This is a genomic window from Chryseobacterium sp. CFS2, assembly GCF_036543225.1.
GTDB classification, from domain to species: domain Bacteria; phylum Bacteroidota; class Bacteroidia; order Flavobacteriales; family Weeksellaceae; genus Chryseobacterium; species Chryseobacterium culicis_A.
On the sequence record NZ_JAZHQU010000001.1, the window covers coordinates 618,122 to 640,294 of the forward strand.

The window sequence follows — 22,173 nt, forward strand, 5'->3', positions numbered from 1 at the left end:
TTTTTAGAATCTGATTGTGTACGAAATAATTTAATATTTAATATTTAATATTTGTTATTGTTCTTTTGCCTTGAAGCAAAAGAACCAAAAATTCAAGACTTAGAAACTTCCGCTAAAAATGAAATCTGTTCTCTAAAAACTCTAAAACTCGTGCGGTAGCAATGGATGTTTAGAATCATATTATGTCCCGCACTCAGACAGTAGAGTTTTTTTAACGTTCTCAGAATTCATTTTTTTAACGCTGCAGTTTCTTATATCATTAATATGGTTGATAAAAGAAAATTTCTGTGTTTAATAAACATTCCTTTTAAATAAGAAGATTCATCAGAGAAGGATCATTATTCAGATAATTGACAAAAAAATCATACTGCTTCATCTTATCAATCAAAGGGGGAAAGTCTTTGTTTTGCTTCAATGCAATTCCTACGACTGCTATTCCTTTTTCTTTTGAGTTTTTCTGAGTATACTCGAAATAAGTAATATCGTCATCAGGACCGAGAACATCCATTACAAAAGTTTTCAATGCCCCGGGGCGCTGTGGAAATCTGACCAGAAAATAATGCTTTAATCCTGCATGCAGTAATGCTTTCTCTTTGATCTCTTCCATACGGGTAATGTCATTATTGCTTCCGCTGATAATACACACTACATTTTTACCTTTTATTTCCTCTCTGTATTTTTCCAGTACAGCCACTGAAAGGGCTCCCGCCGGCTCTACCACGATAGCGTCTTTATTGTATAACGACAATATGGTTTCGCAGACCAGTCCTTCATCTACAGTAGCCATATCATACAGGATATTTTTACAGCGTTCAAAAGTGAGATCTCCCACTTGTTGTACTGCTGCCCCATCTACAAAACGGCTTATCTTTTCAAGGAGAACAGGTCTTCCTTTTTCTAAAGCTTTTTTCATACTTGCAGCAGCGGAAGGCTCTACCCCAATGATCTTTGTTTGGGGAGATAAATGTTGAAACACCGTACAGATTCCTGCAGCTAATCCGCCGCCACCGATCGGAACAAAAAGATAATCAACACTACCTTCTGTCTGCTCCAGAATCTCGAGCGCAGTTGTTGCCTGCCCTTCAATAATGGCCGGATCATCAAAAGGATGAATAAATACACTGTTATGGTCTTTACAAAACCTCATCGCAGCATCTTTAGCATCATCAAAAGTATCTCCGAAGAGAATCACATCTATATATTCTCCACCGAACATTTTTACCTGTTCAAGTTTTTGTCCGGGGGTTGGCAAAGGCATAAAAATAGTTCCTTTCACCTTCATTTTCTGACATGCAAACGCTACTCCCTGCGCATGATTTCCGGCACTGGCACAGACTACTCCTTTGGATAGTTCTTCCTCAGACATCGTTGCCATCTTATTATACGCTCCTCTTATTTTATAGGATCTTACTCTCTGAAGGTCTTCTCTTTTAAAACTGATGTTCGCTTCATAAATGGCTGACAAATTATTATTGACAGCCAAAGGTGTTTTTACTACTACATTTTTTAATCGCTCCTCCGCTTTATAGACATTCTCTAAAACGGGGGAACTTACTTCCTCTTTCATCATCTGTTCAGTTATTAATTGTTTTCGGGTCTCAGACTTCGCACCGTCTTACCCGCTTTCCACATTTCACTTTCTCTTAGCTCAGTAAGCTCTAATTCTAATTTTTCACGATAATCAGGTTTACTGTTGCTGTCTATGGAACGCTGAGCTTCGTTTCCTTTAGCTACGTTGTCATACAGTTCTTCGAACAAAGGTGAAGTGGCATCTCTGAAACGCTTCCACCAATCCAGAGCCCCTCTCTGAGCTGTGGTACTACAGTTGGCGTACATCCAGTCCATTCCGTTTTCTGCCACTAAAGGCATTAATGACTGAGTCAATTCTTCTACCGTTTCATTGAACGCTTCTGAAGGGCTGTGTCCGTTTTTCCTCAATACATCGTACTGAGCGGCAAATATTCCCTGTACAGCACCCATCAATGTTCCACGCTCTCCGGCAAGGTCACTGTATACTTCTTTTTTAAAGTCGGTTTCGAACAGATATCCGCTTCCTATCGCAATCCCTAATGCTGTTACTCTTTCTCTGGCTTTTCCTGTAGCATCCTGATATACGGCAAAACTACTGTTCAAACCTCTGTCCTGCAGAAACATTCTTCTCAATGAGGTTCCTGAACCTTTAGGTGCTACCAGAAATACATCTACATCGGCAGGAGGAACAATTCCTGTACGCTCACTGAAAGTAATTCCGAAACCATGAGAGAAGTATAATGCTTTACCTGGGGTAAGATGCTGTTTTACTTTTGGCCAGTACTCAATCTGTGCAGCATCACTCAGAAGATAGCAGATAATAGTTCCTTTTTCTAAAGCTTCTTCAATTTCAAATAAGGTTTCTCCCGGTACAAATCCGTCTGCTACTGCTTTATCCCATGATTTGGAGTTTTTTCTCTGTCCTACAATGACATTAATTCCGTTATCTTTTTGATTTAAAGCCTGTCCGGGGCCCTGTACTCCATATCCGATCACTGCTACGACTTCATTTTTTAATACTTCCTGAGCTTTTTCCAACGGAAATTCTTCTCTTGTTACTACGTTCTCCTCTACTCCTCCAAAATTCAATTTTGCCATTTTTTTTGATTTTATAATTATTGATTATGATGTTTAATTTTTGTGTTTAGCTTGCATATTCTACAGCCGTCAGGTATGGATTTCTATGATAATGTACTTCCAGAACATCTACCTGTTTTTCCATTTGTCTGCTGATCTTCTGAACAGAATCTTCCGTTTCTCTGATCACAATGACAAACTTTTTTACTTTTTCTATTTCGGAAGGCCCTACATTGAAGGTCACCATAGAAATTCTTCTTCTTGAAAAAATAGCATTGATCCGGCTGATCAATCCTAAGTAATCTTCTGTATACGCGGTAATGGTATATTCTTTATGATCTGTTTTCATCTTTTTTATTTTTGAGTTTTATTATTTAATACAATCTCCGAAACACTTTTCCCCTGCGGAATCATCGGAAATACATTGTGTTCTTTTCCTGTCATGACTTCAAGGAGGAAAGAGCCTTTATGATCGAGCATTTCACGGAGAGCCGATTGCAAATCTTCTCTCTCAGACACTTTATTCCCTGATATATTGTAACCTTTGGCAACCTGAACAAAATCAGGACTCTGAATGTCTACTGAAGAATATCTTTCTTCGTGAAACAATTCCTGCCACTGCCTTACCATTCCCAGATAGCAATTATTAAGAATTAAAATTTTAACCTCAGGATGATACTGCATAATGGTTCCCAGTTCCTGAATATTCATCTGAGCCCCGCCATCTCCCATCACCGCAATCACAGGACGATTGGTCTCTGCATATGATGCTCCGATTGCTGCGGGAAGACAAAACCCCATTGTTCCCAGTCCTCCGCTTGTGACATTCGTTCGGGAATGTTTAAAATGAGAATAGCGGCATGTTGCCATCTGATGCTGTCCCACATCCGTTACAATCACTGCCTCACCGTCTGTCATCTCATTCAGGTGACGGATAACTTCTCCCATTGTGATCTCTCCTTCTTCAGGGTAAAGCTCAGTATTGATAAGATTGATACTTTCCACTTCATGACATTTTTTAAACTGATCATGCCAGTCATGATGTTCTCTTTTCATGATCCTTTCTGTAAGAAGAGGAAGCGTATGTTTACAGTTTCCAAGAACCGGAACATCAACTTTTACATTTTTATTGATCTCTGCGTTATCAATATCAAAGTGAATAATTTTTGCCTGTTTTGCATACTGATCCAGTCTTCCGGTTACGCGGTCATCGAATCTCATTCCGATGGCAATAAGAACATCACATTCGTTGGTTAATATATTGGGGCCATAATTCCCGTGCATTCCTACCATGCCTACAGCTTGAGGATGATGAGTAGGAATGGCACTCATTCCCAGAACAGTCCATGCTACCGGAATTCCTGATTTTTCGGCAAACTGCAAAAATTCTTTTTCAGCTTTACCCAGCATAATTCCCTGTCCAGCAATGACAAATGGTCTTTCTGCATTATTGATCAATTCTGCAGCTTTTCCTATGCTTTCCTTACATGGATGAGGATCTGGTTTATAGCTTCTCAATGAATGACATGGTGAATATCCTTTATAATCAACAGACTGGAGCTGGGCATTTTTGCTAACATCTATCAATACTGGGCCGGGACGACCTGATTTTGCAATGTAAAATGCTTTTGCCAGTACTTCGGGAAGTTCATTCGCATCAGTCACCTGATAATTCCATTTGGTGACCGGGCTAGTGACGTTCATTACATCTATTTCCTGGAAAGCATCCGTTCCGAGAAGGTGTTCAAAAACCTGTCCCGTAATGCATACCAAAGGTGTATTATCCAATAAAGCATCTGCCAGTCCTGTCACAAGATTGGTTGCTCCGGGACCGCTGGTAGCCAGAACGACACCTACTTCTCCCGATACCCTTGCCAGACCCTGTGCTGCATGTACTGCTGCCTGCTCGTGACGTACAAGAATGTGTTTCAGGTTTTCTTTATAATCATAAAGAGCATCATAGATAGGAATAATGGCACCTCCAGGATATCCGAAAACGGTTTTCACTCCTTCCTGAAGAAAAGCTTCAAGAATAATGCGGCTTCCGCTAAGTTGTATTTCTGTTGATAAATTCAGGTTTTCCATATACTTTTATTGAGTGATTTCGTCTGTTACACAGCCTTCTGCGGCTGATGATACTGTTAATGCATATTTATAAAGCAGTCCTTTCTGTACTTTAAGTGGTGGTTTTTGCCATCCTTTTTTTCTTCTTTCTATTTCTTCTTCTGAAACTTTGAGCTGTATGGTGTTGTTTACAGCATCAATTTCAATCAGGTCATCATTGTTTACAAAGGCTATCAGACCTCCTTCATGAGCTTCGGGAGTGATGTGTCCTACCACAAATCCGTGGGTTCCTCCGCTAAATCTTCCATCGGTAATCAAAGCAACGCTGCTTCCCAGACCGGCTCCTATCAAAGCACTGGTAGGTTTCAACATTTCCGGCATTCCGGGAGCTCCTTTGGGACCTTCATGGCGGATTACAATGACATCACCATGCTGTACAGTTCCATCCTGAATTCCTCTGATAAGATTTTTTTCGCCGTCAAATACACGGGCTTTTCCTACAAAGCGTTCACCTTCTTTTCCTGTAATTTTGGCTACACTTCCTTTCTCCGCAAGGTTTCCGTATAATATTCTCAGGTGTCCGGTAGCTTTTACAGGTTCTGACAGAGGTTTTATGATTTTCTGTTTATTAAAATCCAGATCGGGAACATTTTCTAAATTTTCAGCCAGTGTTTTTCCGGTTACAGTCAGGCAATCACCATGTAATAATCCTTGTTTTAAAAGGTATTTCATTACTGATGGTATTCCTCCGTGTTCATACAAATCCTGCATCAGGTATTTTCCGCTAGGTTTCAGGTCTGCCAATACCGGAGTTACATCGCTCATCTTCTGGAAGTCATCCTGAGTAAGAGGTACTCCGACACTTTTTGCCATGGCTATAAAATGTAAAACAGCATTGGTACTTCCTCCTAGAATAACAATCATGCGAAGAGCATTTTCAAAAGCTTTGCGGGTCATGATATCTGAAGGTTTGATGTCCTTTTCCAGTAATACTTTGAGATATTTTCCTGCCTCATGGCATTCTTCATGTTTTTCCTTGCTCAAAGCGGGATTGGAAGAAGAATATGGAAGACTCATTCCTAATGCTTCTATAGCGGAAGCCATGGTATTGGCTGTATACATTCCACCACATGCTCCGGCACCTGGACAGGAATTTTTCACAACTCCATCAAAATCTTCCTCTGTAATTTCTCCAGCAATCTTTTTACCCAGCGCTTCAAATGCAGAAACGATATTGAGCTGTTCCCCTTTGTAGCAGCCGGGAGCAATAGTCCCTCCGTACACCATGATCGATGGCCTGTTGAGTCTTCCCATCGCAATAATAGTTCCCGGCATGTTTTTGTCGCACCCTGGGAGAGCAATCAGTCCATCGTAGTATTGTGCGCCGCAGATCGCTTCGATACTGTCTGCAATAACATCACGGCTTACCAGAGAATAGCGCATTCCATCTGTTCCGTTGCTCATCCCGTCACTTACCCCAATGGTATTAAAAATCAATCCGGCTAATCCATGATCCCATGTTCCTTTTTTTACCATTTTAGCCAGATCATTCAGATGCATATTACAGGTATTCCCGTCGTAGCCCATACTGGCAATTCCGACCTGAGCCTTGTGCATATCTTCTTCTGTAAATCCTATCCCGTACAACATAGCTTTGGCTGCGGGTTGTTCACTGTTTTGTGTGAATGTTTTTGAATATTTATTTAACATATTTATCATGCATTTGATGTTCTTTCATCATTTAAAAATCTAGTTCTTTACTTAATTTTGCCCCAAAACTACAGCTTGTTATATTTTATTCATTTTCAAATTTCCTGAAAACTACAATATCCAATCGTTTCAAAAACAGACATATTTAATTAATAATCAATCATTTAAACTCTTGAAATTTACAATGACAAAACTCTTACCCGTTTCAAATAAGCTTGCTGTACTTTCTTACTGGCAGTCTCTTCCCAGTTTTTGCTAAAAGGAACATCATCAAGGGAATCCAGGGCAACAATCTCTGCAGCCGTACCACAGAAAAAACCTGCATCAGCACCACGCATTTCTTCCGGTTTAAAGAAGGTTTCTTTCACAGGAATGTTGAGTTCATCACAGATTTCCATAACCGTTTGTCTTGTGATTCCCGGAAGGATACTTCCTTTGCCCGGAGTAAATAAAACTCCGTCTTTTTCGTAGAAAACATTGGCACCTGAGCTCTCTGCAACATTTCCGTCCTCATCCAATACCAGCGCTTCATCATAGCCTTTGTCTTTGGCATCCTGACACGCCAGTATCGAGTTTACATAATGTCCACCTACTTTGGCTTCAACCTTAAAGGCTTTAGGATTAGGACGCTGAAAAGGCGAAGTCATGATTTTCATTTTGTCTGCCAGATATCCGTTATTCCATTCCCAGGCAAGAAGAGACAGATAAGATTTTTGTCCTTTTGAAAGTGACATATTGGGCGAACATGTAACCAATGGGCGGATATAAGCATCCGTAAAACCATTACGATCCAGAAGCTCATACGTAAGCTCTGTAAGCTGGTTCACGGAATAATCAAAGGGAATATGCATCAGTTCTGCAGATCTTTTCAGTCTTTCATAATGTTCTTTTGCTTTGAAAATTCTGGGTCCGTGATCTGTGCTATAGGATTTAATTCCTTCAAAAACAGAGTAACCATAGTGCAGAGATTGTCCGTAAAGGTCTGTTCCGGCTTCTTTGGCTTTCCTAAATTTTCCGTCAAAGTAGATGATCGTGTCGTCGTTGTAATACATGTTATAAGGTTTAAAAAATTTAAAAAATGGGAATAAAAAAAGCCCTCTCACAGTGTGAGAGGGCTCAATATATGTACAGTCATACATCTTCCTTCTCACAAACGCAAGGGAATAATAATGACGATAATAATTACTGATAATAACTGATACATATTTTTTACTATAAAAAATTAAAACAAAAAAAACCGTTTCATAATTTGAAACGGTTTTATATATAATTTAAATTAAAATCTATTTAAAATGCCGTTTCCTTACTGTTGTTAATGACAACAGCAATAATAGAAATGACAATAATATTTTTCTGATTCGTAAAATTCATATTGCAAATGTATAAACTTTTTAATTACTCACAAGTTTTTTTCACACTTTTTATTTTTTTCGTAAAAAATGAGTCAATGTTTCCTTTGCCTGAGCCACATCATGAACCCTTAGAATCTTTGCGCCCTGTTCCAAAACTTTTAGGTGCAGTTTCTGTGTTTCATCATTGATATCCAAAGAAGATTTCCCTAGCGGTTTATAGATAAATGATTTTCTGGAAATACCTATTAAAAGAGGAAATTTTCCAAATCCCAGATATTCAACTTCGTGGATCATTTTCATCTGATCTTCCACTGTTTTTCCGAACCCAAAACCGGGATCAAGAATAATATCCTTCACTCCTTTTTCTAAAAGTTCTTTTGTTTTTTTGGAAAAATACCGGTTCACTTCCAGCGTAATATCTTCGAACTTTATTTTATCGTGCATGGTTTCGTAGGAAGGATTTATATGCATCAAAATGTAAGGAAGTTTCGTTTCTGCAGCTGTATCAAACATTTCTGCATCATACTGACCGCCTGAGATATCATTAATCAGATCAATTCCTTCATTAAATCCGAATCTTACGGTTTCTGCATAAAAAGTATCCAGAGAAATCAGGGCTTCCGGAAATTCTTTTTTGATCAGAGAAATAAGATTTCCGATTCGTTTTATTTCTTCATCAGCGCTCAAAAATTCAGCATTGGGACGTGTAGACTGAGGACCGACATCTAATATTTCAGCACCTTCATTCAATAGTTTTTCCGCATGTTTTAAAGCTGAATTCTCATTATTGAATTTTCCACCATCAGAGAAAGAATCCGGCGTAAGATTGAGGATTCCCATGATTTTTGGAGTGTCGAGTTGTACTAAACGACCGTTACAGTTGATTGAATAGGTTTTAGGGTCTGAGGGTTGGAGAGTTGGAGGGTTGGAGAGCATGAGATTATTATTGATGAGTGATAAATGATAAATGATTTTGGCTATTCTGCAAAATTAGTGATTTATCAGTTTTTATGAGAAGTTAGAAGCTGGAAATTAGAAATTGCAAGCTGGAAGCATGAAGCTGGAGGCTGGAAGCTAAATGTGCACTTTCAAATCCTAAAACTCAGTAAATCGAATTTTGAAATTCTTATCTCTAACCCTAAAAACTCTCAAACTCTCCCACTCTCACCCCCTCTCACACACAAACTCAGCTCTTCAAATTCAAAAATCTAAAACCGAATTCGTATATTTGGAAGATTAAGAAAATTTATGCTAAAAACATCAGTACAGTTCGAGAAAATTATCAGTGAATGCCGTGATCTTTTCGGTAAAAAATTACAGGATTACGGTGCAGCATGGAGGGTTTTAAGACCCAGCTCTATTACAGATCAGATCTATATCAAGGTCAATAGAATCCGTACGTTGCAGATGACTGATAAAAAAATGGTGGATGAGAGTGAGGAAGGTGAGTTTATCGCAATTGTAAACTATTCTATCATTGGACTTATTCAGCTAGAGAAAGGTCTTTCCAATGATTTTAATGAAAATAAAGAAGAAATTTTAGGTCTGTATGACAAATATGCCAATGAAGCCAAAGCTTTAATGGAAAGAAAAAATCATGATTATGGTGAGGCCTGGAGAGATATGAGAATCTCTTCCATCACAGATCTTATTTATCAGAAAGTATTACGAACCAAACAGATTGAGGACAATCAGGGGAAAACAATCGTTTCAGAAGGTCTTGATGCCAACTATTTCGATATGCTGAATTACGCTGTCTTCTGTCTGATTAAGTTCTCAGAACAAGAAAATCAATTCGAACCCAAAAATATTTAATATGCTCAAAGGTTTATTACGCTTTATTATTGCTGTTATTTTTATCCTTTCAGGCTTTGTAAAAGCCGTGGATCTGGTAGGTTTTTCTTTCAAAATGGAAGAGTATTTTGCCCCTCCGGTTTTCAATATGCCGTTTTTAGAAAAGTTTGCCCTGCTGTTTTCCATCATTGTAGTGGTACTGGAGCTTTTCCTAGGATTTATGCTGCTGCTTAAATTAAAGCTTAAATTTACCTTATCCATATTAATTGCCCTGTGTATTTTCTTTGGATTCCTGACATTTTATTCAGCGTATTTCAACGTAGTAACCGATTGCGGATGTTTTGGTGATGCTATCAAATTCACGCCTTGGCAGAGCTTCCTTAAAGATGTTGTCCTTCTTGTAGGATTGATTATACTATTTGTTCTTTACAGAAAAGAATTCCGCAAAAAAGATGAGTATGGAGTTACGGAGAAAGAGCCTTCCAATACATTTAAATATATCCTTTTAACAGTCTTTTCACTGGGAATGATCTACGTGATGGCGCAAGGAATTATGCATGAACCGATCATAGATTTCCGTGATTATAAAATAGGAACAGATATTAAAGGTGAAAAAGTAAAAATCGAAAAAAATCCTTCTGAATACAAGACTTTCTATTCTCTGAAAAATCAGAAAACCGGAGCTGTTGTAAAAGTAAATCAGGATGATTATATCAAAAAAACAGAATATTGGGCAGAAGGTTCTCCATGGAAAATTGAAGAAGGCAAGAATGAATCTGTACTAACCAAAGAGGGCTACAAGTCTGAAATTGTGAAATTTAAGATTGAAGACCCTACAGGAATGGACGCTACCAATGAGATCATTAATGCTCCGAAAGCAATTTTGGTGTTCTCTTACCATCCCAAAGATGTTCCTGCAGATCTTCTTCAGAAAGTAGAAGCGAAAGTAAAAACTCAGAAAGGAGCTCTTCTCTATGGCGTTTCTACGGAACCCAATACTTTTAAAACCATCAAAAATTTAATGATGGACGGAACTGCCATCAAAACAATAGCAAGAAGCAACCCATTTGTACTGATTCTTGAAAATGGAAAAATCATTGACAAACAGCCTGCAAAGGACTACGTTAATTAATTATAAATGATGAATGATGAATTATAAATGATAGAAGGGATAATCATAGCTCAATTATCAATTATCAACTTTAAACACTAAACTTAAACATACAACTACTCATGCAAAAATCAAATAAATCAATCGCTGGTTATCACTTATCAATGATCCTTTCTTCTGTGGACGGAGAGTTTGCTCCTGAGGAGGGAATGCTTGTACAGCAGTACCTGGCAGATGAATTCCCGTTCAGAATGAATCTTGACAATGAGCTTGAGACCCTTGCTCTTTTACAGCCTGAAGAATGGAAAGATCATTTTGAATTCCATGCAAGATGTTTCCACGAAGATTCTACAGAAGAAGAACGTATAAAGTTTGTTCAGTTTGCAAAATCACTTATTAAAGCAGATAATAAAGTAACTGAAGAAGAGCATACTTTCTATGTTTTACTAAAGAACCTTTGGGGATTATAAACGCGAAAAAAGTAAATAAATCAATATAATAAATCTTATGAGAAGAAAAATAGTTGCAGGAAACTGGAAAATGAACAAAAATGTAATTGATGCACAACAATTGATGATTCAGTTACTAAGCTATAAAAACAATAATGCTACGAACTGTGAGGTTTGGATTGCACCACCAGCATTATATTTAATGATGGCAAAAGACATCTTTGAAAAGGATGAGATCGGAGTATTTTCTCAGGATATGAGTGAGCATGAAAGTGGAGCTTACACGGGAGAAATTTCTGCAGATATGCTGGAATCTATCGATGCTACCGGTTCATTAATCGGACACTCTGAAAGAAGACAGTATCACGGAGAAACAGATTCTCACTGTAACAGAAAAATCAAATTAGCTCTTGATAAAGGCCTTATTCCTGTTTACTGTAATGGAGAAACTCTTGAACAGAGAAAAGCAGGACAGCACTTTGATGTGGTAAAGAATCAGACTGAAGTGGCTCTTTTCACACTTTCTGCTGAAGAGATCAAAAAAGTAGTGATTGCTTATGAACCAGTTTGGGCTATCGGAACAGGAGAAACGGCAACACCTGAGCAGGCTCAGGAAATCCATGCACATATCAGAAGCATCATTGCTGCCAAATATGGACAGGAAGTTGCTGATGAAATTTCAATCCTTTATGGAGGATCTGTGAAGCCAGACAATGCAAAAGAAATCTTCTCTCAGCCGGATATTGACGGAGGTCTTATTGGAGGAGCTGCTTTGAAATTAGAGGATTTCTCTAAGATTATTGAAGGTTTTAACTAATATCAAAAAAAACAGGTCCCGGATTAAGTCTGCTCCTATTGATACATAAAAACGGCGGCATCTTCGATGCCGCCGTTTTCCGTTAAAAAAATCTAATTATTTAATATCGACTACATACATCGTTCCTTTATCGACCTTCCCTGTTTTAGGAAGAATCTTAGCTTTCGGATTTCCGTTTCCATCATCCACTACTCCAAAATCATCATCATTGAAAACAGCAAGTTTATTATTTCCCAAATAAACGATCCCTTCAAACTTATCATGCTCATACCCCAGTTTTGCAACAAGATCAACAGCCAATGTTTTGGTCACAGCTTTTATTCCGGCAGTGGTAATTTCATCCCATGAGCACTGTTCCAAAGCTTTTCCATTCACTTTCATACCGTCCACAGCAGTAATATCTGTTCCGTTTACATCCGTTGCATTGCTCAGATTGATTCTGTATACTTTTTTAATTCCTCCCTGGGAACCAAAATTTCCGTCTCTTTCGATCACTAAAAATTCGTTGTTACTTAACGCCGTAATATCACAAACCGAATCCGAAGCACCTCCATCCTGTTTATATAAAAACTGCTTGGTCTGCCCTGTAATAATATCAAATGTGACAATTCTCGTTAAAGTAGTATTGGTTGCCAATGCCTTGCTTGGTACCAGCATCATCGACTGTATGGTTCCTACCAGCGTTCTTCCGTCCGGAGTAATACACAATCCTTCCATCCCTCTGTTGGCCCTTCTTTTGGCTAAAACGGCAGGTAGTTTTCTGGATCCGGTATTTACACCTATCGGGCTTATTCTTTCCATTTCTACTCCCTCTGCACTGTAATGCACAATATGCGGTCCGTATTCATCGGAAACCCAGAATGTACCGTCGGCTGCTGCTACAATACTTTCACTGTCAAGACCGTACTGATCAGTACCTAAAACATTTCCGGAAGCATCATAAGCAATTTCTCCTGTACTTCCCATTCCTACAGGATTTGGAAGACCTGTAATAGGTTGTCCTGATGGATTTTTAAGCTTAATATATTTGATAACCTCTACATTCCCGTCAGCATTAATTTTAAAATGCATAATCGTTGGCGTAAAGTTAGGTGCTAAGAACTTTTTTCCATTCTGGAAGTCGGTATTTGGACCTCTGTCTGTAATGACATAAAATTCACCTTTTCTTGTAGGGTGGGCTGCGGCTCCGGAACCAAATCCGCCGTTGATAACATCCACTCCGTTAATCGTAGCCAGTTTTGTAAATGGAAACTCCTGAGGAAGTTTGGAATAATTAATATCCTGATTCATTATTGTTGTGTCATCATCACTTTTACATGAGGCCAATACTGCCAGTACTCCAACAGACCATAGTAATTTTTTCATATGCTATTTTATGGCTGCGAATGTATAAACTGATTGTAAACTGATCTTGAATATAATGATAATTGTATTTTAACATTAGAATCTACAAAATGAATTGAATATAAACAGAAAAATTCAGGATTTAAAAATAAAACAATAACAATACAATCAAATCATTAAACAATATTAAAATCAATTTTTTAAGGATATCTGAAAAAAAATAATTCACAAAACAGACTCATCAATTTATATGATATATTTGCAGCGTTTTAAGGCTGAACAATGTTCATTAATAGGGAATCAGGTGAGAATACTATTCAAATCCTGAGCTGTACCCGCAACTGTAAACTGTTTAAACTTATAGCATAATAATCCACTGGAGGGAAATCCGGGAAGGAAGCTGTAAGATGTGAGCCAGGAGACCTGCCTTAGAATACTGACTTCAGAGAAAGAATTGTTTCTCCCCCTGAAGATAAGTTTCGGGAATAAAACTTTAAATTAATGATATCATGAGGAAAATTTATCTTTTTTTCTTACTGCTTTGTATACAGCTCTTGTCGGCCCAATTTACAGAAAACGACATTAAATTTTGGGTAGGAACCGGTTCTAAAAAGGCCTATTTCATTGCAGATTTTAATGACAGCAGTACTCCCAATTCTTATGCATGGGGATACCGTTTTGATGGCAATGATTTATTGATGGAAGATCTTATCAATGCAATTGTGGCAGCAGAACCCCAAATGAACGTTGATATTCCCACAGGATATCTTTCTATTCTTAATTATAACCATCATACATCCACCATTGATGACAGCTGGATAACATGGTCCGGATCCAGTGCATCCGGCATGACATGGAACAACGGTGTAGGCTATACTCCTTTAGCGGACGGAAAATGGTATGGAGTTTCATATGGCATTGATCATTATGACATCCCTCCTTCTCCTCCTGTTCCGGCTTATAGTTCTTCATGGTTTACTCCCTCTCAGGTTACTCATTGGGTAGGAACCGGAAATAATAAAAGTCTCATAGTTATTGATTTTGGGACAGACAATGCCAATGGAAATGCCAATTCTTTTGTTTTTGGAATTAAATATAACGGAAGTATAACTGCAGAGCAGGCTCTACAGCTGGTTCAGACTCAGATTTCCTATTTTAATTTTACATCAGCGAACAATCAGATTTCTAACTTATCATTAAATTCATTTACCGGGAATACTTCCGGATCGGACAGCTGGAAATTGTATAAAGGAAAAGATTTATCAAGCTGGCAAATGAAAGCAAATCTATCTCAGGTTCAGCTGAGCAATAACGATTGGTTAGGATTAAGCTTCGGACAAAGAAGACCATTTACTCCAACTGAAGCACAACTGACATTGGGTACTTCATCAGTTACAAAGAAAAAATTCGGCATTTATCCAAATCCGGCCAGTGATTTTATTCAGATTGAAACTGATGAGAAACTGAAAGAAGTGAATATTTATTCTGCTACAGGACAGAAAGTAAAGACTTCCCAGCTGGCGAAGGTTAATATTCAAGCCTTGCAGACAGGAGTTTATTTTGTTGAGATTAAAACCAATAGAGGTTCTGTGATATATAAGATTGTTAAAAAATAAAGAAAAGTGCCTAATTGTTATTTCTTAAAGAATGCGTGTAGAAAACCACCCCGTCAAAAATTCTTTGAATTTTCGCCACCCCTCCAAAGGATGGGAATTTTTACGTCTTTAATTGAAATCTGGTCTGGATTGTAGATTATTTCTGAAGTATTTCTTCATGAATAATTGCGGCTGGATTCCTACGGAATGACAAACTTTATGTATAAACCATCATTTCAATTGTGTCGTTCCGCAGGAATCCACCCAGTCAATACAGTTTAAATCTATAATAAACCGAACAAAAAAACCGCACCTATTGGGTGCGGTTTTTTATGATTTTACAATCAATTATTTTTTCTCTGTAGATCTTTGAAGAACCTCATCTACCATTCCGTAGCCTTTAGCTTCTTCAGAAGTCATCCAGTAATCTCTGTCAGAAGATTTCTCTACCCACTCGTAAGTTTGTCCTGAGTGATGACCGATGATTTCATAAAGCTCCTGTTTCAATTTCAACATCTCTCTTAAGTTGATCTCCATATCAGAAGCAACTCCCTGAGCACCTCCTGAAGGCTGGTGGATCATTACTCTTGAATGCTTAAGCGCAGAACGCTTTCCTTTTTCTCCGGCAACCAATAATACAGCTCCCATTGAAGCAGCCATCCCTGTACAGATTGTTGCTACATCCGGCTTAATGATCTGCATGGTGTCATAAATACCTAAACCTGCATATACGCTACCACCAGGAGAGTTGATGTAGATTTGAATATCTTTTGAAGGGTCTGCACTTTCTAAGAATAAAAGCTGTGCTGTAACGATGTTTGCTACCTGATCATCAATCCCTGTTCCCAGGAAGATAATTCTGTCCATCATCAAACGAGAGAAAACGTCCATTTGAGCAACGTTTAATCTTCTTTCTTCCATGATGTACGGAGTAAGATTCGTTGGGCCATACATTCCCATATACTGATCGGTAACCAAACCGTTGTTTCCTAAATGTTTTACAGAGAAATCTCTGAATTCTTTTTTAATGTCCATATTTCTATTATGTATTATTTTTAACTATTCTCGAAGTTTAAATTACAATATTTATTCCTAAAATTTTATAGGACTTTTTGTCACAGAATATCAAAAAAACTGACTTAAAAACTATCTTCTTCTATCTCCATAGATTCCTTTGATAGGCGAATATTCGATGATATTACTCAATCGCATTGAAGCTTGTTTCAATAAGGTGATTTTCTTGATAAGTTCATAGTACTTTACTTCATCAGTATCCCTGTACACATCCAGCTCCTTATCTGTTTCGGTGATTAAATAATCAATATATCTGTATTTATGCAATAAAACATCTCCCTTGATCTGATCTGCCACTTTATCCCCGTAATTAGGTGGATAAATATTTCTGGAAGCCCAGTTTTCAAGCTCATCCAACGGAATTAAAGCATCTACAACCTTCGTGGTAATCTCTTCATCCATAAAAGATACAAAAAAGTTTCCACTTCTCAACTCATCTTTTTGAATTCCTTCTCTCACCTGAGTGATAATGATTTCATTGCCTTTAACTAAAAATGCATACTGCTCTTCTTCAAAATGATGAAGTATTTCTTCAATTACTGTAATCTGATATTCTTCACCTTGTTCATTTCTACGTTTCAGAATAATATCCCCAAATGCCAGCATGTGTTCTACAAGCTTATTCTCCATGAACAATACATCATACAGAAAAGGATCTTCTTTTTCCTGATTCAAAGGAACAATCTCCATCTTGGGAGCGGCTGCTTTCTCCTTCTGCTGTTGCTGTACATGATGCGTCTGATTCTGCGTAATCTGCTTCTGAACATCCAGTTCATTGAAAAGACTCTGCTCGGAAAGTCCGAATTTGTTGGAAACCTCTTTAAGATACACCTCTCTTTTCAGGGCATTCTGTACAAAAGAAACAGATTTAACAATATCTCTGATGGCTTCAGCCTTTTTGATAGGATCATTTCCGATATCCTTTAAAAGAATTTCCGCTTTAAAGTCGATGAAATCCATCGCTTCATTTTCGATATACTTTTCAACGTATTCCTGCGGATGTTTTCTGGCAAAAGAATCCGGGTCATCTCCATCAGGGAAAAGTAACACACGGATATTCATTCCTTCAGTCAAAAGCATATCAATACTTCGGAAACTGGCTTTGATACCGGCATTATCACCATCAAAAAGAATGGTTACGTTTTCCGTAAGCCTCTTAATCAGTTTGATCTGCTCAGTAGTTAAAGACGTTCCGGAACTTGCCACCACATTTTCAATTCCGGACATGTGAAGTGAAATCACATCCATATATCCTTCCACCAAAAGACAGCCATTCTTTCTTGAAATGGCCTGTTTACTCTGGTTTAATCCATAAAGGACATTGGATTTATGATAGATCTCCGTTTCCGGCGAGTTGAGGTATTTTGCAGTCTTTACATTATTCTTAAGAATCCTTGCTCCAAAACCTAAAACCCTTCCTGAAAAACTATGTATCGGGAAAATAACCCTTTCCCTAAAACGGTCTACCCCTGCAGGTGTATTTTCAGGAAAAATAGAAAGTCCGGATTTTTCAAGAATTTCTTTGGTATATCCTTTTTCCAGTGCATACGCTGTGAAAGCATTCTTTTTCTCCGGAGAATATCCCAGCTGGAATTTTTTGATAATATCGTCCTTAAGCTCTCTTTCTTTAAAATAAGAAAGACCTATACTTCTCCCTTCATGATCATCCCAAAGAATCTCCTGAAAATAAGTATTGGCTACTTCATGAATCTTATACAACAGATCTTTTTCGGTCTGTGCATGTTTTGCTTCTTCAGAAATTTCACGCTGATCTTCCTCAATTTCAATTCCGTACTTTTTGGCAGCGTGGCGAAGTGCTTCAGGATAGGTAAAGTTCTCAATTTCCATAAGGAAAGAGATGGCCGTTCCTCCCTTTCCTGTTGAGAAATCTTTCCAGATCTGCTTACTTGGTGACACCACAAAACTTGGAGACTTTTCTTCATGAAACGGACTGAGTCCTTTAAAGTTAGACCCTGCTCTTTTCAACTGCACATATTCACCCACAATCTCTTCAACGCGGATTGTGGAGAATATCTTATCAATGGTCTGTTTGGAAATCATGCTGTAAAATTAAGTATTTTATGGAGAAGTTGGAAGGGTTCTAGGAAGAGAGTCGGAGGGTTTGAGAGTTTGGGAGTTTTGGGAGTCGTGTTGTGTTTGGTTTGAGAGTGTTCGAGATAAGAATTTCAACATTCGATTTGCCAAGTTTTGGGGTTTGAGAGTACGTATTGAGCTTCCAGCCTCCAGCTTCTGGCTTCCAGCTTGCAACCTCTCATTTCCAGATATACGAATTCGGTTTCAGATTTGTGATGTAGGTTTCGAGTTGATGGTTTTAGCATTTGAAGTAAGAGTTTCAAGATTCTATTTACCGAGCTTTGTGGGTTTGAGAGTACGAATTGAGCTTCCAGCCTCCAGCTTCTGGCTTCCAGCTTGCAACCTCTCATTTCCAGATATACGAATTCGGTTTCAGATTTGTGATGTAGGTGTCGAGTTGATAGTTTTAGCATTTGAAGTAAGAGTTTCAAGATTCTATTTACCGAGCTTTGTGGGTTTGAGAGTACGAATTGAGCTTCCAGCCTCCAGCTTCTGGCTTCCAGCTTATAATTTCTAATTTCTAGCTTCTAACCTCTCATTAAAGACTCATAAATCATTATTTTTGCAAAATAAATTTGGTAATATATGCAATTCACTATAGATAAAATTGAAGACTGGCAGGAAGTTGTCGACACCATCATTCCGGAATTAAAACATAATATCCTGTTACTAAAGGGAAATCTGGGAGCAGGAAAAACCACTTTCACTCAATTCCTGCTTAAAAGTATGGGCAGCAAGGATGAGGTAAACTCTCCTACCTACTCTATTGTGAATGAATACAATACGGAAAAAGGAAAAGTATACCATTTTGATCTTTACCGCTTGAAAAACATTGAAGAAGTGTATGATATCGGAATTGAAGAATACCTGGACAATTCTTTTTTATGCATCATCGAATGGCCGGAAGTGTATGAAGAGGAGCTTTACGGCCTTAACTACCACGCAATGAGTATTGTGAATACGGGTGAAAAAAGAGAAATTTCATTCGATTAAATATTATGTATCTTTGTTCATTAATTGAGTGTAAAAAACAATCTGTAAGACATAATTTAATTTAAGGATGAGTACAAATATTTTTACTCCTTTCACAGAAGAAGAATTAATGCCGAAAGAGGAAAAATTGGAGGTTATAAAAAAGGGAAAACAGTTCAGTATTGGTATTCCTAAAGAGACCTGTCTCAACGAAAGGAGAACCTGCATCACTCCTGACGCCGTACAGGTGTTGGTAGAGCACGGCCATGAGATCATTATAGAAGCCGGGGCCGGAGAAGGTTCATTTTTTACAGATTTACAGTATTCCGAATCTGGGGCGAAGATCACCAATGATCCTAAAGAAGCTTTCGGACAGGATCTTATCCTGAAGGTGAATCCACCTACAGAAGATGAGATTGAGTACATGAAACCGAATACTTATCTGGTTTCTGCACTTCAGATCAATCTCCGAGACAAGGATTATTTCTTAAAGCTTGCAGAGAAAAAAATAAATGCCATCGCTTTTGAATTTATCGTTGATGAATATAAGCAGCTGGCATTGGTAAGATTAGTAGGCGAAATTGCAGGAACTGTTTCTATCTTATATGCTTCGGAATTATTGGCCTTATCAAACGGATTAATGCTTGGAGGAATTACAGGAGTAAGACCTGCTGAAGTAGTAATCCTGGGAGCTGGTATTGTAGGGGAATTTGCTACAAAAGCAGCCATTGGTTTAGGAGCCAGCGTAAAGGTTTTTGACAACTCTTTATCCAAACTGAGAAGGCTTCATACAATTGTTGACAGCCGTGTTCCTACTTCCATTATAGATCCTAAAGAACTCAGCAAAAGCTTGAGACGTGCTGATGTAGTGATTGGAGCATTACCAAGATTAAATATGACTCCTATCGTTACCGAAGATATGGTCATGAAAATGAAAAAAGGCAGTGTCATTATTGACATCACCATAGATAATGGTAAAGTGATTGAGACTTCTGAACTTACTACCATGGAAGATCCTTATATTATCAAACATGGTGTCATCCATTGTGGGCTTCCCAACCTTACCTCAAGAATGCCGAGAACCACTACTAAAGCTATCTCGAATTTCTTCCTTTCCTATATTTTAAATTATGACGAAGAGGGCGGCTTTGAAAATATGCTGATCCGCAAAAACGAAATGAAGCAGAGCTTATATATGTACAAAGGAAGACATACCAAGAAAATCATCTGCGACCGTTTCGGACTTACGTACCACGATATCAATCTTTTAATTTTCTAATGAAAAAACTGAAATTTTATGCAATAGGCTTCGTTCCGGGGCTTTTACTCGTATTTTTTATTTTAAACAAAAAGGGCGCAAGCTGCAGCGGATATTTACCAAACAGCCGTGTGATTGCTGAAAGTCTTTCCAAGGAATTCAAATATTCTGAAGAGGCTAAAAATGCAATGACTGCCTATAAGATTGATGAGAAATTTATAAAAGATAGCATCATTACCAACGGAAAAGTAGATTTTGACCGTAGCCATGCCCAGAAAAAACCTTGCCCAAGCTATCTTATTACCTATCCTGAAAAAAATCCGTCTTACGAGATCACTTTTGAAAAGTGTGAAGAAACTGTAACGGTAAACGGTCTTAAGAAACTTAAATAGTTTTCAGCAACTACAAGCTATGGAAGGCAATTACTACATGATTCATGATTACCTGATATTCTTCGGAGTTTTTGCCATTTTCCTTTTTCTGACCACCAGTATTTATCTCTTCAGCCAGAATCAGAAACTGAAACAGAGAAATACCAAGCTATCGGAAACCAACAAACTTATTGAACAGCGTCTGAATGAAGTACGTTTGGAACATATCGGTACAAAGCTGAATCCGCATTTGTTTAAAAACATTCTCAATTCCGTACAGTCTCATGCCTATCAGACCTATATGTCACTGGATAAGCTGGCCAATGTACTGGATTATATTTTATATGAAAGCAACAATAAGTACGTTAGCCCGAAAGAAGAGCTCAATTTTGCTTTAAGCCTTATTGAGATTAATAAAATCAAGATCAATCCCCTTTTTGACTTCAGGATCAAATCAAGGATTAATAAATCTGATGCTTTGTATGAGGAAAAAGTATTTGCTCCGCTGATTTCTGTGGATCTTATTGAAAATGCCTTTAAACATACAGATTTCCTGGCTCAGGATTCTTTTATTTCCATTTATATGGAGCTTGAAAATGGTATTTTCACCATGAAAGTAAGCAATAAAGCTTCGTTAAAAAATATTCTGGAAAAGGAAAAAAGCGGTTTTGGAAGCCAGTCTTTTGATCAAAGGCTTAAAATGATCTACAGCACGTACTACCAGCTGGAAAGAAGTACAAAAAACGGAGTCTTCACTGCAGAATTAAAAATCAATTTAGGAGAATTCTATGATAAAATGCGTTATTCTGGATGATGAATTATTGGCCATCAGCTATTTAAAACTTCTATGCGAGCAAATCGACAATGTAGAAGTGGTAAAAGCGTTCAATGATCCTAAAATCTTTCTGAATGAAATAGATAACCTTGATTGTAATCTTTGTATTCTGGATATCGAAATGCCGGGAATGACAGGACTTCAGGTGGCCGAAATTATTTCCGGTTCCAAGAAAATCATCTTTACTACCGCTTATAAAGAATATGCAGCCGAAGCTTTCGACCTGAATGTGGTGGATTATGTAAGAAAACCGATCAAAAAAGAAAGACTGATTCAGGCCTTCGAAAAAGCTAAAGAACTAGTGGAAAATGCACCTAAAAAGGCTTTCATCGAATGGAACACCAATATCGGAAAAACGGTTATCTTCACAGAACAGATTTCTTATATCAAAACCTCTGAGATAGACAGCAGAGATAAAGACATCATCCTCAGTGACGGCACTACGATCGTATTAAAAAACCTGAATTTTAAAAACCTTCTGGAAATGCTTCCGGCAAAAGATTTTGCCCAGGTCAACAAAAAAGAGATTATTGCTCTTTCTTCCATTAAAGTATTTTCAACCAACGAAATTATTACTACCATTCCTACAGAAGATCACACTTTCCTGAAACTTCAGATTGGAGATGCTTATAAAAATTCATTGATGGAACTCTTCGGAAAATAGGTCTTTTTCAAATTTTTCCGGTTTCATTACAGAAATTAAGTCCTTCATTACAACTCCCCTTT

General features: G+C 37.9%; 21 protein-coding genes and 1 riboswitch. Of the genes, 10 read left to right on the forward strand and 11 right to left on the reverse strand.

Annotation, left to right across the window (positions count from 1 at the left end; all coding sequences use genetic code 11):
- Window positions 1-307 precede the first annotated feature (307 nt).
- The 7 genes from ilvA to folP form a co-directional block, all read right to left on the reverse strand.
- The gene (gene ilvA / locus ODR02_RS02720; protein WP_309511547.1) at window positions 308-1,570 is read right to left on the reverse strand and encodes a threonine ammonia-lyase; all 1,263 of its coding nucleotides are present in this window, start codon (window positions 1,568-1,570) and stop codon (window positions 308-310) included.
- Window positions 1,571-1,581: 11 nt separating this feature from the next.
- Complete coding sequence (ilvC, locus tag ODR02_RS02725; RefSeq protein ID WP_105683973.1) at window positions 1,582-2,628, reverse strand: ketol-acid reductoisomerase; 1,047 nt, start codon at window positions 2,626-2,628, stop codon at window positions 1,582-1,584.
- Between the two features lie 46 nt (window positions 2,629-2,674).
- Complete coding sequence (locus ODR02_RS02730; RefSeq protein ID WP_062671248.1) at window positions 2,675-2,956, reverse strand: hypothetical protein; 282 nt, start codon at window positions 2,954-2,956, stop codon at window positions 2,675-2,677.
- A gap of 5 nt (window positions 2,957-2,961) precedes the next feature.
- Window positions 2,962-4,692, reverse strand: coding sequence for a biosynthetic-type acetolactate synthase large subunit (gene ilvB / locus ODR02_RS02735; protein WP_309511548.1), 1,731 nt, complete (start codon window positions 4,690-4,692; stop codon window positions 2,962-2,964).
- Between the two features lie 6 nt (window positions 4,693-4,698).
- Window positions 4,699-6,381: a dihydroxy-acid dehydratase gene (gene ilvD / locus ODR02_RS02740; RefSeq protein ID WP_309511625.1), complete on the reverse strand. Its 1,683-nt coding sequence runs from the start codon at window positions 6,379-6,381 to the stop codon at window positions 4,699-4,701.
- A 179-nt stretch (window positions 6,382-6,560) separates the two neighbouring features.
- Complete coding sequence (gene ilvE, locus ODR02_RS02745) at window positions 6,561-7,433, reverse strand: branched-chain-amino-acid transaminase (RefSeq protein ID WP_209785473.1); 873 nt, start codon at window positions 7,431-7,433, stop codon at window positions 6,561-6,563.
- Between the two features lie 369 nt (window positions 7,434-7,802).
- Entirely contained in the window at window positions 7,803-8,669 is an 867-nt protein-coding gene (gene folP / locus ODR02_RS02750) for a dihydropteroate synthase (protein ID WP_209785474.1), read from the reverse strand.
- Between the two features lie 312 nt (window positions 8,670-8,981).
- Between folP and ODR02_RS02755 the strand changes: the two genes are divergently transcribed.
- The 4 genes from ODR02_RS02755 to tpiA all read left to right on the forward strand — a co-directional run bounded on the left by ODR02_RS02755 (window position 8,982) and on the right by tpiA (window position 11,904).
- Entirely contained in the window at window positions 8,982-9,548 is a 567-nt protein-coding gene (locus ODR02_RS02755) for a DUF1599 domain-containing protein (protein WP_209785475.1), read from the forward strand.
- A 1-nt stretch (window position 9,549) separates the two neighbouring features.
- Window positions 9,550-10,659 (forward strand): BT_3928 family protein, encoded by a 1,110-nt coding sequence (locus ODR02_RS02760; RefSeq protein ID WP_209785476.1) that lies wholly within the window; start codon window positions 9,550-9,552, stop codon window positions 10,657-10,659.
- A gap of 101 nt (window positions 10,660-10,760) precedes the next feature.
- Complete coding sequence (locus ODR02_RS02765; protein WP_209785477.1) at window positions 10,761-11,108, forward strand: TerB family tellurite resistance protein; 348 nt, start codon at window positions 10,761-10,763, stop codon at window positions 11,106-11,108.
- A gap of 37 nt (window positions 11,109-11,145) precedes the next feature.
- Window positions 11,146-11,904 carry a triose-phosphate isomerase gene (tpiA, locus tag ODR02_RS02770; RefSeq protein WP_209785478.1) on the forward strand — a complete coding sequence of 253 codons (759 nt, stop codon included), beginning with the start codon at window positions 11,146-11,148 and terminating at the stop codon, window positions 11,902-11,904.
- A 96-nt stretch (window positions 11,905-12,000) separates the two neighbouring features.
- Here tpiA and ODR02_RS02775 read toward each other — a convergent pair whose 3' ends face one another.
- Window positions 12,001-13,269, reverse strand: coding sequence for an esterase-like activity of phytase family protein (locus ODR02_RS02775; protein WP_309511549.1), 1,269 nt, complete (start codon window positions 13,267-13,269; stop codon window positions 12,001-12,003).
- A 234-nt stretch (window positions 13,270-13,503) separates the two neighbouring features.
- Window positions 13,504-13,693: riboswitch (cobalamin riboswitch) on the forward strand.
- A 64-nt stretch (window positions 13,694-13,757) separates the two neighbouring features.
- Here ODR02_RS02775 and ODR02_RS02780 point away from each other — a divergent pair.
- Window positions 13,758-14,864, forward strand: a complete 1,107-nt coding sequence (locus ODR02_RS02780) for a T9SS type A sorting domain-containing protein (protein WP_309511550.1) — start codon at window positions 13,758-13,760, stop codon at window positions 14,862-14,864.
- A gap of 327 nt (window positions 14,865-15,191) precedes the next feature.
- On the opposite strand, the gene clpP is transcribed toward ODR02_RS02780, so the two are convergent.
- The 3 genes from clpP to ODR02_RS02795 all read right to left on the reverse strand — a co-directional run bounded on the left by clpP (window position 15,192) and on the right by ODR02_RS02795 (window position 18,424).
- On the reverse strand, window positions 15,192-15,878 hold the full coding sequence (clpP, locus tag ODR02_RS02785) for an ATP-dependent Clp endopeptidase proteolytic subunit ClpP (protein ID WP_027373257.1): 687 nt from the start codon (window positions 15,876-15,878) through the stop codon (window positions 15,192-15,194).
- A gap of 111 nt (window positions 15,879-15,989) precedes the next feature.
- Window positions 15,990-17,978 (reverse strand): DNA primase, encoded by a 1,989-nt coding sequence (dnaG, locus tag ODR02_RS02790; protein ID WP_309511551.1) that lies wholly within the window; start codon window positions 17,976-17,978, stop codon window positions 15,990-15,992.
- A 125-nt stretch (window positions 17,979-18,103) separates the two neighbouring features.
- The gene (locus ODR02_RS02795; RefSeq protein WP_309511552.1) at window positions 18,104-18,424 is read right to left on the reverse strand and encodes a hypothetical protein; all 321 of its coding nucleotides are present in this window, start codon (window positions 18,422-18,424) and stop codon (window positions 18,104-18,106) included.
- 172 nt (window positions 18,425-18,596) lie between these two features.
- On the opposite strand from ODR02_RS02795, the gene tsaE reads away from it, so the two are divergent.
- The 5 genes from tsaE (at window position 18,597) to ODR02_RS02820 (ending at window position 22,111) form a co-directional block, all read left to right on the forward strand.
- Window positions 18,597-19,004 (forward strand): tRNA (adenosine(37)-N6)-threonylcarbamoyltransferase complex ATPase subunit type 1 TsaE, encoded by a 408-nt coding sequence (tsaE, locus tag ODR02_RS02800; RefSeq protein WP_309511553.1) that lies wholly within the window; start codon window positions 18,597-18,599, stop codon window positions 19,002-19,004.
- A gap of 67 nt (window positions 19,005-19,071) precedes the next feature.
- Complete coding sequence (locus ODR02_RS02805; protein ID WP_114821220.1) at window positions 19,072-20,262, forward strand: alanine dehydrogenase; 1,191 nt, start codon at window positions 19,072-19,074, stop codon at window positions 20,260-20,262.
- Window positions 20,262-20,633, forward strand: a complete 372-nt coding sequence (locus ODR02_RS02810; RefSeq protein ID WP_209785484.1) for a DUF4258 domain-containing protein — start codon at window positions 20,262-20,264, stop codon at window positions 20,631-20,633. Before ODR02_RS02805 ends, ODR02_RS02810 begins: the two co-directional genes overlap by 1 nt.
- A 19-nt stretch (window positions 20,634-20,652) precedes the next feature.
- On the forward strand, window positions 20,653-21,426 hold the full coding sequence (locus ODR02_RS02815) for a histidine kinase (protein WP_209785485.1): 774 nt from the start codon (window positions 20,653-20,655) through the stop codon (window positions 21,424-21,426).
- Entirely contained in the window at window positions 21,401-22,111 is a 711-nt protein-coding gene (locus tag ODR02_RS02820; RefSeq protein ID WP_309511554.1) for a LytR/AlgR family response regulator transcription factor, read from the forward strand. The genes ODR02_RS02815 and ODR02_RS02820 overlap by 26 nt, the downstream gene beginning before the upstream one ends.
- Window positions 22,112-22,173 lie beyond the last annotated feature (62 nt).

Coding starts and splice junctions, on each gene's coding strand:
- ODR02_RS02805 (WP_114821220.1), top strand. CDS start 19,072: ATGAGTACAAATATTTTTACTCCTTTCACAGAAGAAGAATTAATGCCG.
- ilvA (WP_309511547.1), bottom strand. CDS start 1,570: ATGATGAAAGAGGAAGTAAGTTCCCCCGTTTTAGAGAATGTCTATAAA.
- ODR02_RS02765 (WP_209785477.1), top strand. CDS start 10,761: ATGCAAAAATCAAATAAATCAATCGCTGGTTATCACTTATCAATGATC.
- ODR02_RS02780 (WP_309511550.1), top strand. CDS start 13,758: ATGAGGAAAATTTATCTTTTTTTCTTACTGCTTTGTATACAGCTCTTG.
- ilvE (WP_209785473.1), bottom strand. CDS start 7,433: ATGTATTACAACGACGACACGATCATCTACTTTGACGGAAAATTTAGG.
- ODR02_RS02730 (WP_062671248.1), bottom strand. CDS start 2,956: ATGAAAACAGATCATAAAGAATATACCATTACCGCGTATACAGAAGAT.
- ODR02_RS02795 (WP_309511552.1), bottom strand. CDS start 18,424: ATGCTAAAACTATCAACTCGACACCTACATCACAAATCTGAAACCGAA.
- ODR02_RS02810 (WP_209785484.1), top strand. CDS start 20,262: ATGAAAAAACTGAAATTTTATGCAATAGGCTTCGTTCCGGGGCTTTTA.
- dnaG (WP_309511551.1), bottom strand. CDS start 17,978: ATGATTTCCAAACAGACCATTGATAAGATATTCTCCACAATCCGCGTT.
- ilvD (WP_309511625.1), bottom strand. CDS start 6,381: ATGTTAAATAAATATTCAAAAACATTCACACAAAACAGTGAACAACCC.
- folP (WP_209785474.1), bottom strand. CDS start 8,669: ATGCTCTCCAACCCTCCAACTCTCCAACCCTCAGACCCTAAAACCTAT.
- tpiA (WP_209785478.1), top strand. CDS start 11,146: ATGAGAAGAAAAATAGTTGCAGGAAACTGGAAAATGAACAAAAATGTA.
- ODR02_RS02815 (WP_209785485.1), top strand. CDS start 20,653: ATGGAAGGCAATTACTACATGATTCATGATTACCTGATATTCTTCGGA.
- tsaE (WP_309511553.1), top strand. CDS start 18,597: ATGCAATTCACTATAGATAAAATTGAAGACTGGCAGGAAGTTGTCGAC.
- ODR02_RS02755 (WP_209785475.1), top strand. CDS start 8,982: ATGCTAAAAACATCAGTACAGTTCGAGAAAATTATCAGTGAATGCCGT.
- ilvC (WP_105683973.1), bottom strand. CDS start 2,628: ATGGCAAAATTGAATTTTGGAGGAGTAGAGGAGAACGTAGTAACAAGA.
- ODR02_RS02760 (WP_209785476.1), top strand. CDS start 9,550: ATGCTCAAAGGTTTATTACGCTTTATTATTGCTGTTATTTTTATCCTT.
- ODR02_RS02775 (WP_309511549.1), bottom strand. CDS start 13,269: ATGAAAAAATTACTATGGTCTGTTGGAGTACTGGCAGTATTGGCCTCA.
- clpP (WP_027373257.1), bottom strand. CDS start 15,878: ATGGACATTAAAAAAGAATTCAGAGATTTCTCTGTAAAACATTTAGGA.
- ODR02_RS02820 (WP_309511554.1), top strand. CDS start 21,401: ATGATAAAATGCGTTATTCTGGATGATGAATTATTGGCCATCAGCTAT.
- ilvB (WP_309511548.1), bottom strand. CDS start 4,692: ATGGAAAACCTGAATTTATCAACAGAAATACAACTTAGCGGAAGCCGC.